Origin of the sequence: Dactylosporangium sp. CA-152071, assembly GCF_050936335.1 — a bacterium.
GTDB classification, from domain to species: Bacteria; Actinomycetota; Actinomycetes; order Mycobacteriales; family Micromonosporaceae; genus Dactylosporangium; species Dactylosporangium maewongense.
This window is the reverse complement of the sequence record NZ_JBNJMZ010000002.1, coordinates 2,766,497-2,779,755: the sequence shown is the minus strand read 5'-3', so window position 1 is coordinate 2,779,755 and position 13,259 is coordinate 2,766,497. Positions and strand designations below refer to the sequence as shown.

The following is a 13,259-nucleotide window of genomic DNA, read 5'->3' as shown; positions in this document are numbered from 1 at the left end:
CTCCTAGCGGCGCCGGACGGACACCAGGTCCTGGGGGAACGTGTCGAGCGCGGCCGGGTCGCCGTCGCGCAGGTGGGTGCGGAGGAACGCCGCGAGCAGCCCGGCGATCGCGCCGCGGGCGGTGGCGCCGCCCACGGTGGACGGACGGTCGAGGAACGACCGGGCCGAGGTGGGGTCGGCCGGCTCGACGACGCTGAAGTGGTTCGCGCCGTGCACGGTCGCGAGGACGTGGGCGCCGTCGCGGTCCTTGAGCGCCTCGTCGAACGTGCGGCTCACCGGGTCGTGCGGCTTGTCCGCGGCGGCGCCGTACCGGTCGGAGGAGGCGGCGATGACGCCGTCCTCGGTGCCGGCGAGCAGCATGACCGGGGATTCGACGAGCGCCTCGGCGATCGTGCCGGCCGGCCAGCCGAGCATCGTGGAGACCATGGTGTGCGCGCCGTACGTTGCGACCGCCCGCACCTGCGGGAAGAAGCGCCCGGACTGCAGCGCGACGGTGCCGCCGGCGGAGTGCCCGAACAGCGCGACCCGGTCCAGGTCGAGGGCGCCGTGCAGCGGCCCCTCGGCGGCGTTGAGCGCGGCCAGCCGCTCCAGCAGCGGCGCGATCGCCTGGCAGGTGGGGCCGTCGCCGTAGGTGCCGGGCCGGGCCAGGGCGAGGTCGACGCCGGGCGTGATGCCGACCTGGCCGGCGAACAGCGGGCCGACCCAGTCGTAGGTGACGGCGGCGAAGCCCTGCGCGGCGAGCTCGGCGGCCAGCCAGCGGTAGGCGTCCTGGCCGACGTTGACGCCGCTGAGCACGAGCACCACCGGGTAGGGCCCGCCGGCCGGGTCGGCCTGGAAGAGGCCGCTGAGCCGTTCGGCGTCCGACCCGGTGACCAGCGCCGGGTAGTACACCTTCAGGTGCGCGGTCGCGAAGGGCTCGGGCGCGCCGGGGATCGTCGCGGCGGACCACAGGGACCGGATCGTCGTCACGGGCGTGGCAGTTCGCGGTCGCCGCCCCACAGGGCGCGCACGAGACGCTGGGTGGTCTCCTCGCCGAAGTACCGCACGCCCATCACGTTGGCAGGGTCGCGGTCGGCGATGTTGCGCCGGGTCGCGAGGTCCCGCTCGCGCAGCGCGGCGCGCTCCTCCTCCGGCACGGGGGGAGCCTCGTCGACCCAGGTGAGCCACTGGTCGACCCGGGCGTGCAGCACGTCGCTGACCACCTGCAGGTTCCGCGCGGTGCGCTCGAAGGAGTACACGTACGCGTTCGGTGACAGCGAGGCGCGGATGAAGCCGGCCCGGCTGGTGAACCAGGCGAACTGGTCGTCCGCCCGGTGCTCCAGCCACGCGTCGTTGGGGCCCGCGTAGTAGCGGTCGAAGTAGTCGCCGTCGACGACGATGTCGGTCCGCGGGATGTAGTCGGTGTAGAACCAGCCGCCGGGCCAGCACAGCAGCGCGATGCCGAGGTGCGGCACCCGGACCTGCGGGCCGAGCCAGCAGGTGAGGTGCAGGTTCACGAAGCTGCGCGACGGGTCACCCAGCCACGAGTGCACCATCCAGTCGACCTCCGGCCCGCTGTAGGCGGCCACCCGGCCGCCCGGACCCTCCGGATATGTCCCGTACTGCTCCAGGATCTCCGTCGACGGGTCGCGCGTCGTGTCGAACCTTGCGTCGATCTTGGCCTTGAGATCCGCCAGGAGCTGCTGGAACTGTGCGAAGGTGTCGTGGACGTCGATCACGGGCGACGCGTCGAGCATCTCCTCGACGTGCTGGACGGTTTCCTCCACGCGCTCACTCTCCAACGTTGGTCCGTAATGGAAACAGTGTTTCGCTACGGGTAACGGATGTCAACGGGTCAGCGCGTCGACGAGCTGCCAGGGCCGCCCGTCGAGGAGGTTGGTGCCGCGCGAGACGAGCTTGTTGCGGCTCTGCGCGGGCGCGAGGACCGCCGTGGCGACCGGCGTGCCGGCCTCCACGAGGGTGACGAGCGGGTGGCTGATCCGCCCCGTGAACGGCCCTTCCCACGCGGTCCACAGCGTGAAGTCGGGGCTGAGCGCGAAGAACGCCGACGGCGAGCCCAGGGGTGCCGCGGCGACGATGTTGAGCCGGTTCTCCGCCGCCCGCTCCGGCAGGCCGAGCGCCAGCTCCCAGTCCTCGGCCGGGGTGAACGGCACCGCGACCACGTCCGCGCCGGCGATCGCGGCCAGGCGGAACACCTCGGGGTAGATGGCGTCGTCGCCGACGACGACGGCGAGGCGCCCCCACGGCAGGTCGAAGGTGGCCACGCCGTCGCCGTGCCGGCTGACCTGCCCGGCCAGCCGCGCGACCGGGTGCAGCTGCGGCTGCCGGCCGATGACCCCCTCGCCGGAGACCACGACGCCGACGTGGGCGCCGTCCTCCACGACGCTGGTCACCGCGACCGCCTCCGTGCCCTGGAGGAGCTCCCGCAGCGCCGGCACGACCGAGGGGTCCTGCAGCTCCGGGAGCACCAGGAGGCGGGCGCCGGCAGCCAGGGCCTCGGGGGTGCCGTCGGCTGCCCGTACCACCGCCGCCTGTAGCGACTCGGCGGCCTGCGGCCTTCCGGGGTCCCGCGGCTCGTGGCCGATCGGTGCGTAGACCGGGCCGCGGCGCGCGGTGAAGCGGTCGGTGCCGTCGGGGCGGCGCTTGTCCCTGGCCAGGGCCGGGTCGATGTCGGCGACCACGACCGCCTCGCCGGTCCGCGGGCCCTTGGCCACGACGGTGCCGTCCGGGGCCACGATCTGGCTCTCGCCGGCGCCGTGCAGCCACTCCGGCGGCACCTTGAGCCCGGCGCTGATGGCGCCCAGCTTGTCGGCGGGCAGCAGCGGGCCGACCTTGTTGGCCGCCACGACCCAGACCCGGTTCTCCGCCGCCCGCACCGGGATGTGCAGGCTCGCCTCGTCGGTGGCGAACGAGTTGAGGCTGTTGAGCAGCACCTCCGCCCCGCGCAGCGCGAGACCGCGGGCCACCTCGGGTGCGACGCCCTCCATGCAGGCATACATCCCGACGGTACCGAAGGCGGTGGCGACGATCGGGCCGTTCTCGCTGCCCCGGTGCAGGTGGTCGTTCTCGCTGCCCATCAGGGTCTGCTTGTCGCTCTGCCCGAGCAGCTCGCCGCCGGGACCGAAGAGCAGGTTCGTGCCCGTGGTCCGCCCGTCGTCGCGGGCGAGCGTAACGTTGATCTTCACGTGGACGCGGTGCTGCGCGGCCCTGTCCGCGACGGCGGTCAGGAACGGGTCGCCGAGGCGGCAGGCCATGCGGCGGGCGTGGTCGCGGTCGTCGTACCACGACAGGTGGTTGCAGAATTCCGGCAGGACCACCAGGTCCGCGCCCTCGGCGACGGCCTGGTCGATCATCCGCAGGCAGTTCGCGAGGTTCGTGGACACGTCCTGACCGACGGCGAACTGGACAGCGGCAACCCTCACGAGGGCCTCCTGGTTCCTCTAGCGGAACAGTGTTTCCCGAACATACACTCGCCGCGCGTCCACTGAAAGAGAGGTCGATTCTGGTGCTGACCCATGTCGTCGTCATGAAGTTCCTGGATCCCGCCGACGCGCCGAGCGCCAAGGAGCTCCTGCAGGGCCTCGTGGGCGTGGTGCCGCAGATCCGCTCGATGGTCGTCGGCCTGGACACCGTGCGCAGCGACGTCTCCGCCGACCTGTGCCTGATCACCACCCACGACGATGTCGAAGGCCTGCGCGGCTACCAGTCGCACGAGGCGCACCAGGAGGTCGGCGCCTGGCTGCGCCCCCGCCTGGCGTCGCGCACCGTGGTGGACTTCTGAGCCTGCCGAGCACCCCCGTGCCGGCCACCCGGCGGCATGAACGGCCGCCGGGCGGGTAGGTCCGGCGCCGATGTGGAGGGGACGGGCGCTCGCGATCGCCCTCGTGGCGGCGTTCATGACGCTGCTCGACGTCAGCATCGTCAACGTCGCCATCCCCTCCATGCAGGCCGGCCTGCACATGAGCGCCAGCGGGCTGCAGTGGGTCCTGTCCGGTTACGCGCTGACGTTCGGGCTGCTGCTGGTGCCCGCCGGGCGGGTCGGCGACGCGCGCGGGATCCGGCCGGTGTTCGTGGCCGGGCTGCTCGGGTTCACGGCGTCCAGCGCCGCGGCCGGGGCGGCGCAGAGCGAGGCGTGGCTGGTCGTCGCCCGGCTCATCCAGGGCGCCTTCGCCGGCGTGGTGAACCCGCAGGTGACCGGCCTCATCCAGCGCCTGTACCCGCCGCCCGAGCGGGCCCGGCCGTTCGGCCTGCTCGGCGCCACGATCGGCATCGCCACCGCGGTGGGGCCGCTGCTCGGCGGGGTGATCATCCAGTTCGCCGGCACGGCCGACGGCTGGCGCTGGGTGTTCTACATCAACGTGCCCGTCGGGCTCGCCGCCGCGGCGCTCGGCTGGCGGATGATTCCGCGGCGCCCCGAGGAGCGCAGGCGACGGGAGAGCCTGGACCCGGTCGGCGTGCTGCTGCTCGGCGGCGCCGTCGTGCAGATCCTGCTGCCCCTGATCGAGCAGCGGCAGTGGTACCTGCTGGGTACGGGTGTGCTCACGCTCGGCGGGTTCGTGTGGTGGGAGCTGCGCCACGCGCGGGTGCCGCTGGCGGACCTGCACCTGTTCCGGCGCCGCTCCTACGCGCTCGGCACGGTCGTCATGCTGCTCTACTTCGCCGGGTTCACCGCGAACTTCTTCATCCTCACCCTGTACCTGCAGCGCGGCCAGCACTTCACGGCGCTGCAGGCGGGGCTGGCGATCACCCCGTTCGCGCTCGGCTCGGCCCTGGCGGCGTTCGCGGGCGGCCGGGTCGTCAACCAGTTCGGCCGGTCGCTGGTCGTGGCCGGGCTGGTCACGGTCCTCACCGGCCTCGTGGGCACGGCCGCGGTGCTGCACCTCGTGGCCTCGCCGTGGGCCCTGACCGTGCCGCTGCTGGTCGCCGGCGTCGGCAGCGGCCTGGTCATCACGCCCAACCAGACCCTCACCCTCGCCGACGTGCCGGTCGACCGCGCCGGCAGCGCCGCCGGGGTCGTGCAGACCGCCCAGCGCGTCAGCGCGGCGTTCGGCATCGCGGCGATCGGTGCGGTGTTCTTCGCCCGCCTCACCGGCACGCACGGCGACTGGACCGCGGCGATCGAGATGGCCCTCGCGGTCGCGATCGGCTTCATCGCCCTGGCCTTCGCCGCCGCGGTGACCGACGTGCTCCTCGCCCGCCGCCCCCGCTGAACCTTCAGGGGGCGGCGGGCGAGCCGGCGCCGGCTTCCTCCTGCATCAGCCGCACCCGCCGGGCCCTGAACAGGGCCCGGCAGGAAGCCGGCGCCGGGGCTTGGGTCAGCTTACGGCGCAGGTCAGGGCCGGCGTCGTCGCCGTGCCCGTCGCGATGAAGCCGAAGGTGGTTGAGGCGCCGGCGGCGAGGGCGCTGTTGTAGGACTCGTTGGTCACGGTGACGGCCGCGCCGCTCGTGGCGAGGCGGCCGCTCCAGATCTGGCCGATGCTCTGGCCGCCGCCGAGCGTCCAGCGCACCGACCAGCCGGTGACCGGCGAGCCGCCGGCGGTCACGGTCACCTCGCCCTGGAAGCCGCCGGACCAGCTGTTGGTGGTCCGGTAGGCCGCCGTGCACCCACCCGCCGGCGGGGTCGTGACCGGTGGGGTCGTGACCGGTGGGGTCGTGACCGGCGGGGTGGTGACCGGTGGGGTCGGGTTCGCCTGGCCGCCCTGGGCGGCGTGCTCCAGGTACTCCTCGACGTTGCGGTAGCCGTCGCCGTCCGCGTCGCCGTTGTGGTCGTCCACCTTCGGGTCGAGGCCGTTGGCGGACTCCCAGGCGTCGGGCATGCCGTCGCGGTCGGTGTCCCAGCCGCTGGGCCGGCTCACCTGGGCGGCGTTCCACAGGGCGTTCCACTCGCCCGCGTTCGGGGCGTTGATCAGGCCGCCGCTGGTCGTGCGGGTCTCGGCGACGATCCTGGTGTCGACGGCGTCGCGGGCCCACCAGAACGCGCCGGCGCGGTCGAGGACCTTTGGCAGCGACGCGGCGGCCGTCTCGTAGGTCATGTTCGGCACGTCGAGGCGGGCCGACCGGTGCGTCGGGACCGAGGCGTACTCGGTCCACGTGGCGTCGCGCCCGTTGGCCAGGTTCGAGTCCCCGTCGTAGTCGACCCGGTTGCCCGACTGGTAGAGGCTGGTGCCGGTGGCCCCGGTGAAGACTGCGGGACTGCTCGAGTTGTGGCGCAGGTACGTGTTGCCCACGAAGTTGGCGCTCGCGTTCTGGTTGTCGCCGCTGTAGCCCTTGCCCTCGAAGACGACGTTGTTGCTCCAGTCGACCGCGTTCACCGCGCCGGTCTCGTTGCCCAGCCGGGGCAGCCGGCTGAGGTTGTGGGCGAACAGGTTGTGGTGGTAGGCGATGTTCGAGCCGGTCACGTCGCTGCCGACGAGCGCGCCGTAGCTGTGCCCGTTGTAGTTCAGCCCCTCGGACACGATCGCGTACTGGACCGACACCTGCCCGGCGCCATCGCTGGCGCTGATGCCCTCGTCGTCGGCCCAGCTGACCGACGCGTGGTCGACGATCACCCGGTCGCCGGTGACCCAGATCCCGTCGTTCGTCGCCGTGCCGGGGTTGGCCTGGTCCTGCCCGGGCCGGAACTTGAGGTGCCGGATGACGACGTTGTCGCCGGTGACCTTGGTGGCCTGCCCCATGATCGTGACGCCGGGTGCGGGCGCGGTCTGCCCGGCGATCGTCAGGTTGCTCTTGCCGATGGAGAGCCAGCCCTGCCGGCCGGCTGGGGACAGCTTGATGGTGCCGGCGACGTCGAACACGATCGTCCGGCCGGTGCCGGGGGCGTTGGCGATGCCGTACCGGAGGGACCCGGGCTGCGGGGCGGTGGCGTTGTCGCTGAGGTTGGTGACGTGATAGACGTCCCCGCCCCGGCCGCCGGTGGCGTACATGGCCGGGCCGGCCGCGCCCGGGAACGCGGGCACCGCGGCCGCGTTCGCCGCGGGACCGGTGGCGACCAGCGCGGCCACGACCAGCCCGCCCGCCGCGGCGAGCAGCAGTGTTGTTCGTGCCGTTGACATGTCGGACCTCTCTGACGGGGGTGTGCGTCCCCTGAGAGATGCATGCCGGACGATCCGGATAACACTTTCTACGACGGGTAGGCGGTGGGGGACAGGCCGGCCCCACCGGCGCGGAACGCGGCCGGCGCGTGGACCACGCATGGCTGCGCGTACTCGGCGAGGCCCTCCTCCGCGTACTCGCGGCCCCAGCCGGAGCGCTTCACCCCGCCGAACGGCGCCCGCAGCGACATGCCGGTGCGGTTGTGGGTGTTGACGAACGCGAACCCCGCCTCCAGGCGCCGGGCGAAGGCGAACGCCCGCTCCTCGTCGGCGCTCCACACCGACGCGCCGAGGCCGAGGTCGTCGTCGTTGGCCATGGCCAGCGCCTGGTCCTCGGAGTCGTACGGGACCAGCGGCACCACCGGCGCGAACTGCTCCTCGTGGATGAGCGCGGAGTCCGGCCCCGGGTCGACGACGAGCGACGGGTGCAGGAAGTAGCCCGCCTGCTCGTCGTAGCCGCCGGCCTCGCGGCCCAGGTCGACGACGTCGCCCATGGCGGTGATGGCCAGGTCGGACGCGCGGGACCTAGCCTCGGCGCTGATCAGCGGCCCCATCGTGACGCCCTCGGTGAGCGGGTCGCCGACGACGAGGACCCGGGCCGCGGCGGCCACGTACGCGTCGACGAACTCGCCGGCGCGGTCCCGGGGCACGTACAGCCGCTTCGCCGCCATGCACACCTGCCCGGCGGTCGCGAAGCTCGCCATCACCAGGCGCTCCATGCTCGCGTCGTCGAACGGCGCGTCGGGCAGGAACACCGCCGGGTCGTTGCCGCCGAGCTCCAGCACCGTCGGGATCAGCCGGTCCGCGGCGGCCGCGGCGATCGCCCGGCCCGCGTCCTCGCCGCCGGTGAACGCGACCTTGCGGACCAGGCGGTGCGTGACGAGCGCCGTGACCAGGGCGGCGTGGCCGTGCAGGACCTGGACGGCGGCGTCGGGCAGGTGCGCCTGGAGCAGCCGGACCAGGCGGTCGACGGTGAGCGGGCCGAGCGGGGAGGGCTTGACGATGACGGTGTTGCCGGCGGCGAGCGCGGCGGCGAGCTTGAGCATGGCGAGGATGACCGGCGCGTTCCACGGGGTGACCGCGACGACGACCCCGTAGGGCTTCCGGACGGTCAGCAGCCGGCCCTGGGCGTCGTCGAGCTCCCGGTCGGCGTACGCGGCCGGCGCGTGCTCGATGACCCACCGCAGGTGCTGGACGGCGAACCCGATCTCGCCGCGGCAGTCGGGCAGGGGCTTGCCGATCTCCCGCGCGAGCAGGACCGCGAGGTCGTCGAGCTCACCGGCGATCGCGTCGGCGGCGCGGCCCAGCGCCGCGAGCCGGTCGTCCAGTGGCGTGCCGGACCAGCCGCGGAACGCGGTGTGCGCGCCGCGGACGGCGTCGTCGACCCGGTCGGGGACGTTGCGGGTGACCGGGTCGACCCGCCCGACGATCTCCACATGCCGCGCCGGGTTCTCCCGCCGGATGCTCACGCGGTCACCTGCCGCAGGGAGGCGATCATCGAGGACCGGAGCAGGTAGGCGCGGGCGGCGGCGGGGTCGGCGGCGAGGGTGCGCAGCTCGGCGGCGTAGGCGGAGGCGCCGCCGGAGCGCAGCTTCTCCCAGTTGCCGTGGGTGGTCTTCTGCACGTAGTCGCGGGCGACGGCGCGCCTGGCGTCCGCGGCGCCGGTGATGACGTCTTCGTCGCCGGTCATCACCGCCTTGGCGAGCAGGACCGCGTCGTGGATGCCGGAGTTCATGCCCATCCCGCCCAGCGGGTTGTTGATGTGCGCGGCGTCCCCGGCCAGCAGCACCCTGCCCACCCGGAAGGACTCCGCGACCCGCTGATGGACCCGGTACAGCGTGGTGTGCGCGACCCGCCACGGCCGCCCGGGGTCGGCGACGCCGAGGAGCCGCTCCGGCAGCCGCGCCTTCTCCAGGTCGTCGGGGGTGTCCGGCGGGGTCGGCAGCAGCACCCGCCAGTGGTCGGGGGTCCGCAGCAGGACCAGCCACTCGACGGGGTCGAACAGGTAGTTGACGTCGGCGATGCCGGGCAGCAGCGCGGCGAGGTCCTCGTCGGTGGAGCCGACCAGGAAACGGTCCGGGTAGGTGATGCCCTCGAACGCGTCGCCGAACAGGGACCGGCGCACCGCCGAGTTGGCCCCGTCGGCGCCGATGAGCCAGTCGCCGCGGAAACCGTCGTTGACCATCACCCCGGTGCGGTCCTGCGCGACGCGCTCGACGCGCTGCCCGAAGTGGACGGTGCCGGGCGGCAGCAGCGGCAGCAGCAGCCGGGTCAGCTTGCTCTGCTCGCACTGCACCCGGAACGGGTAGGGGGTGTCGCCGGCGAGCAGCCCCATGTCGAGCTCGGCGATGATGCCGCCGCCGCGTTCGCGGTACTGGAACCGCGGCGACACCAGGCCCTGCTCCAGGAGCGCGGGCAGGACGCCGAGCCCGGCGAGCATCTCCAGGGACGGCGGGTGGAACGTCGACGCCCGGGACTCCGTGGCGAGGGCGTCGCCCGCCTCCAGGACGGTGACGTCGGCGCCGAGCCGGTGCAGGGTGAGCGCGGCGGTGAGCCCGACCGGCCCGGCGCCGGCGACGATGACCTTCATGCGGGCACCTCCACTGCGTACTGGGCGTCGAGGGCGAGCGCCGAGCCCTGGCCGACGAGGCCGGTGAACGCGTCCCACGGCAGCCGGGCGACGCCGGCGGCAGTGCCGTGCGCGGCGATCGCGGCGTACGCGGCCCGGGCCGCGTGCAGCGCGGCGAGCAGCGGCGCGACCGGGTGCAGCACGAGCCGGACGCCGAGCGCCGCGAGGTCCGCGTCCTTCAGGAAGACGTCGGCGCCGGCCGCCTCGGACCGGTTGACGACGAGGGGGACGCCGGGCAGCGCGGCGTGCACGGCGGCCAGCTCCGCCGCGCCGGTGACCCCCTCGACGAAGACCGCGTCGGCGCCGGCCTCGACGTAGGCCAGGCACCGGCCGATCGCGTCGTCGAGACCGGTGACGGTGTAGGCGTCGGTGCGGGCGACGAGCACCAGACCGGTCGCGGCCTCGGCGACCGCCCGGATCTTCGCGGCGGCCACCCGCACGTCCACGAGCTCCTTGCCGGCGAGGTGCCCGCAGCGCTTCGGGCTGACCTGGTCCTCCAGGTGCAGCCCGGCGACGCCGGCGGCGGCGTACCGGCGGGCCGTCCACACCGCGTGCAGCGCGTTGCCGTAGCCGGTGTCGGCGTCGGCGAGCAGCGGCACCCCGCCGAGCGCGGGCGTGAGCGCGGCGGCCCGGTCGGCGATGTGGGTGCCGTGCACGTAGCCCAGGTCGGGCAGGCCGAGCGCGAGCGACGCGACCGCCGCCCCCGACAGGTGCACGGCCGAGAACCCGGCGCGGGCCGCGAGCGCGGCGGTCAGCGGGTCGTACACGCCGGGCAGGTGGGTCACGCCCGGGGCGTGCAGCAGCGACCTCACAGCGCGAAGCCGTTCTCGACGCCGGTGACCCGCGGGTTGGTGAAGAACCGCAGGGTCTCCGCGGTGCCTTCCTCGCCGAGGCCGGAGACGCCCCACGCGGGGCGCGGCGTGAACAGGTGCAGGCTCATCACCGACGAGCCGTTGACCTTCACCTCGCCGGCCCGGATGCGGCGGGCGGCGGCGAGCGCGGCCTCCTCGTCGGTGCCGAACACGTAGCCTTCCAGGCCGTACGCGGTGTCGTTGGCGAGCGCGACGGCCTCGTCGACGGTGCCGTACCCGTGGACGGTGGCCACAGGCCCGAAGATCTCGTGCCGGGCGGGCTCCTCGGCGGCGCCGGTGACGAGCGCGGGCGCGAAGAAGTTCCCGCCGGCGGGCACGTCGGTGAACGTGTGCGCCTTGCCGCCGAGGTCCAGGAGCCGGGCCGCGACGAGCGCCCGGTGCCCGCTGTGGATGAGCGGGCCGAGCTCGGTGGCGGGGTCGGCGGGGTCGCCGGCGCGCAGCGCGGCCAGGCGCTCACCGATCGCGGCGAGCAGCGACGGGAGCAGGTCGTGCGGGGCGATGAGCCGGCCCAGCGCCCGGCACCACTGGCCGTTGAGGGTGGTGAGCAGGTCGACGGCGGCGCGGGCGGCGGCGTCGACGTCGGCGTCGGGCATGACGAGCAGCGGGTTGTTGCCGCCGAGCTCCAGCTGCGCCGGTTTCAGCCCGGCCGCGCACAGCCCGGCGACGGCGCGGCCGCCGGGGACGCCGCCGGTGAACGACACGGCCCGCACCCGCGGGTCGCCGACGAGCGCCCCGCCGACCTCGGCGCCGCCGTGCAGCAGCTGCAGCACGCCGGGCGGCAGGACGTCCGCGACCGTCTCGACGAGCAGCTGGGTGCCGGCGGGGGCGTACTCGCTGGGCTTCAGGATCGTGGGGCAGCCGGCGGCGAGGGCGTTGGCGGCCTTGTGCGCGGCCATCGGCGCGGGCGCGTTCCACGGCACGAGGCACAGCGCCGGACCCCACGGCAGCAGCTCGACGGTGACGGGCCGGCCGTCGTCGCGGGTGACGGTCCGGGTCAGCCAGCCCTCGCGCAGCTGCGCGGCGGCGAGCCGGAACGAGCCGGTGACGATGAACCCGAGCGGGGTCGCCTGCCGGATCGGCACGCCAGTGCTCGCGCTCTCCACGGCGACGATCCCGGCGACGGCCGCCTCGAGGGCGTCGGCGCAGGCGTCGAGCAGGTCGGCGCGCTCGGCCGGCGGGACGGCCGCCCACGGCGCTGCGGCCCGGTCGGCGGCGGCGAGGGCGGTCTCGACGTCCTCGCGGGAGCTGCCGAGCCGCGGGCCGAGCACCGCGCCGGTCGCCGGGTCCTCCAGGGTGCCGGGCAGCGTCCGGGTGGCGGGCTTCCAGCCACCGTCGACGAGAGAGCGGGCCATCATGTCAGGAATCCTTCCCTGTCGTCGTCGTGGTCGACGCGACGTTGGCGAACAGGGCGTTCTCCGCGCCGGTGGTGACCAGGTTCGCGGCCTCCAGGCGGCCGCGTTCGGCGGGGAACGTCATCACCAGGGACATCGCGGTGTCGCGGACGGCGCGGGCGATGACGCCGGAGTTGGCGGTGCCGGACGTGCCGGTGCACTTGAGCGCGCCGACGGCCACGTCGAAGCACGCCTCGGTGATGGAGCCCTTCGCCATCCGCCACTGGCGGAACACGTCGTCCTTGCCGCGCAGCGGCGGCTCGGAGGTCTCCAGCTCCAGCTGGCGGCGGATCCACAGGTACGCGGTCTCCAGGCGCTCGGTCATGTCGCCGAACAGGACCTGGTGCATGGGGCTGCTGGCGACGGGCCGCCCGGTGTCGGCGAACGCCTTGCCGGTCGTCGCGGCGAGGGCCGCGTCGTACGCCGACTGCGCCGCGCCGAGGTAGACGGCGGAGATGGCGAGCTGGTTGCCGACGAACGAGCCGCGGCTGACCTGGAGCATCCGCACGAACGCGCCGGGCAGGGTCAGTGCCTCGTCGTCGGCGATGAACACGTCCTTGAGGGTGATGCCCTGGTTGGCGGTGGCGCGCATGCCGAGCGCGTCCCAGGTGGGGCGCTCGCCGACGCCGGCGGCGTCGCGCGGGACGAAGAACGTGGCGAGCCCGGCGGCGGTGTCGGTGCCGTCCAGCCGGGCGGTGGTCAGGTAGTAGTCGGCGACGCCGGTGGCGCAGCCGAAGGACTTCTCGCCGTTGAGCAGCCAGCCGCCGTCGACCTTCGTCGCGGTGGTGCTGATGGAGATGTTCGCGCCGGCGCTCTTCACCGACTCGGACGCGAAGTTGGCCAGCCACACGCCGCCGGCCATGCGGGTCAGGACCTTCTCGGCGAACGCCCGCACGACCGGGACCTCGTCGGGCTCGAACAGCCCGGCCCTGATCGCTTCCAGGGGCAGCAGGCCGCGCGACGCGCTGGTGTTGTGGAAGAAGTACGCGAGGGCCGTCGACCCGCACGCGGTGCCCATCGCGAACGTGGCGGCGGCGAGGTCGCGCAGGGTGCCGCCGAGCCCGCCGTACTCCTCCGGCACGACGAGCCCGAGCAGCCCCGCGTCGCGCATCCGGGCGACGTGCTCGACCGGGAAGCGGCCTTCGGCGTCGGCGCCCGCCGCGGCGTCCCGCAGCGCGGGCAGGACGGCCTCGACCCGTGCGGCCCGGCCACGCTCGGCGTCGGACAGGCCGTCCAGCAGACGGTCGGCGGTGAGCTGTGCCATGACGGTCGGGGT

The 13,259-nt window shown here is 74.2% G+C and carries 11 protein-coding genes; 2 read left to right on the top strand and 9 right to left on the bottom strand.

All coding sequences use genetic code 11. The features are described from left to right. Positions 1–3: 3 nt before the first annotated feature. Genes ACQEVZ_RS52435 through ACQEVZ_RS52425 form a run of 3 tightly spaced genes read right to left on the bottom strand, consistent with a single transcriptional unit; the run spans position 4 to position 3,422 of the window. On the bottom strand, positions 4–969 hold the full coding sequence (locus ACQEVZ_RS52435) for an alpha/beta hydrolase family protein (protein WP_433383106.1): 966 nt from the start codon (positions 967–969) through the stop codon (positions 4–6). Then, positions 966–1,766: an oxidoreductase gene (locus ACQEVZ_RS52430; protein WP_433383104.1), complete on the bottom strand. Its 801-nt coding sequence runs from the start codon at positions 1,764–1,766 to the stop codon at positions 966–968. The genes ACQEVZ_RS52435 and ACQEVZ_RS52430 overlap by 4 nt, the downstream gene beginning before the upstream one ends. Positions 1,767–1,826: 60 nt before the next feature. Next, a complete protein-coding gene (locus tag ACQEVZ_RS52425) occupies positions 1,827–3,422 on the bottom strand; it encodes a nitrilase-related carbon-nitrogen hydrolase (protein WP_433383102.1) in 1,596 nt (531 codons plus the stop codon). Between the two features lie 83 nt (positions 3,423–3,505). Between ACQEVZ_RS52425 and ACQEVZ_RS52420 the strand changes: the two genes are divergently transcribed. Continuing rightward, positions 3,506–3,781, top strand: coding sequence for a Dabb family protein (locus ACQEVZ_RS52420; protein ID WP_344498591.1), 276 nt, complete (start codon positions 3,506–3,508; stop codon positions 3,779–3,781). A gap of 70 nt (positions 3,782–3,851) precedes the next feature. Next, positions 3,852–5,210 carry an MFS transporter gene (locus tag ACQEVZ_RS52415; protein WP_433383099.1) on the top strand — a complete coding sequence of 453 codons (1,359 nt, stop codon included), beginning with the start codon at positions 3,852–3,854 and terminating at the stop codon, positions 5,208–5,210. Between the two features lie 105 nt (positions 5,211–5,315). Here the strand turns inward: ACQEVZ_RS52415 and ACQEVZ_RS52410 are convergent, their stop codons facing one another. From ACQEVZ_RS52410 to ACQEVZ_RS52385, 6 genes are all read right to left on the bottom strand, one after another. Continuing rightward, positions 5,316–7,052 carry a cellulose binding domain-containing protein gene (locus tag ACQEVZ_RS52410; RefSeq protein ID WP_433383097.1) on the bottom strand — a complete coding sequence of 579 codons (1,737 nt, stop codon included), beginning with the start codon at positions 7,050–7,052 and terminating at the stop codon, positions 5,316–5,318. A 68-nt stretch (positions 7,053–7,120) separates the two neighbouring features. Next, complete coding sequence (locus ACQEVZ_RS52405; protein ID WP_433383095.1) at positions 7,121–8,560, bottom strand: aldehyde dehydrogenase family protein; 1,440 nt, start codon at positions 8,558–8,560, stop codon at positions 7,121–7,123. Next, positions 8,557–9,681: an FAD-dependent oxidoreductase gene (locus tag ACQEVZ_RS52400; RefSeq protein WP_433383093.1), complete on the bottom strand. Its 1,125-nt coding sequence runs from the start codon at positions 9,679–9,681 to the stop codon at positions 8,557–8,559. Before ACQEVZ_RS52400 ends, ACQEVZ_RS52405 begins: the two co-directional genes overlap by 4 nt. Continuing rightward, the gene (locus ACQEVZ_RS52395; RefSeq protein WP_433383091.1) at positions 9,678–10,532 is read right to left on the bottom strand and encodes an isocitrate lyase/PEP mutase family protein; all 855 of its coding nucleotides are present in this window, start codon (positions 10,530–10,532) and stop codon (positions 9,678–9,680) included. Before ACQEVZ_RS52395 ends, ACQEVZ_RS52400 begins: the two co-directional genes overlap by 4 nt. Beyond that, positions 10,529–11,947: an aldehyde dehydrogenase family protein gene (locus tag ACQEVZ_RS52390; protein WP_433383089.1), complete on the bottom strand. Its 1,419-nt coding sequence runs from the start codon at positions 11,945–11,947 to the stop codon at positions 10,529–10,531. The genes ACQEVZ_RS52395 and ACQEVZ_RS52390 overlap by 4 nt, the downstream gene beginning before the upstream one ends. Before the next feature lies 1 nt (position 11,948). Then, the gene (locus ACQEVZ_RS52385; protein ID WP_433383087.1) at positions 11,949–13,247 is read right to left on the bottom strand and encodes an acyl-CoA dehydrogenase family protein; all 1,299 of its coding nucleotides are present in this window, start codon (positions 13,245–13,247) and stop codon (positions 11,949–11,951) included. Positions 13,248–13,259 lie beyond the last annotated feature (12 nt).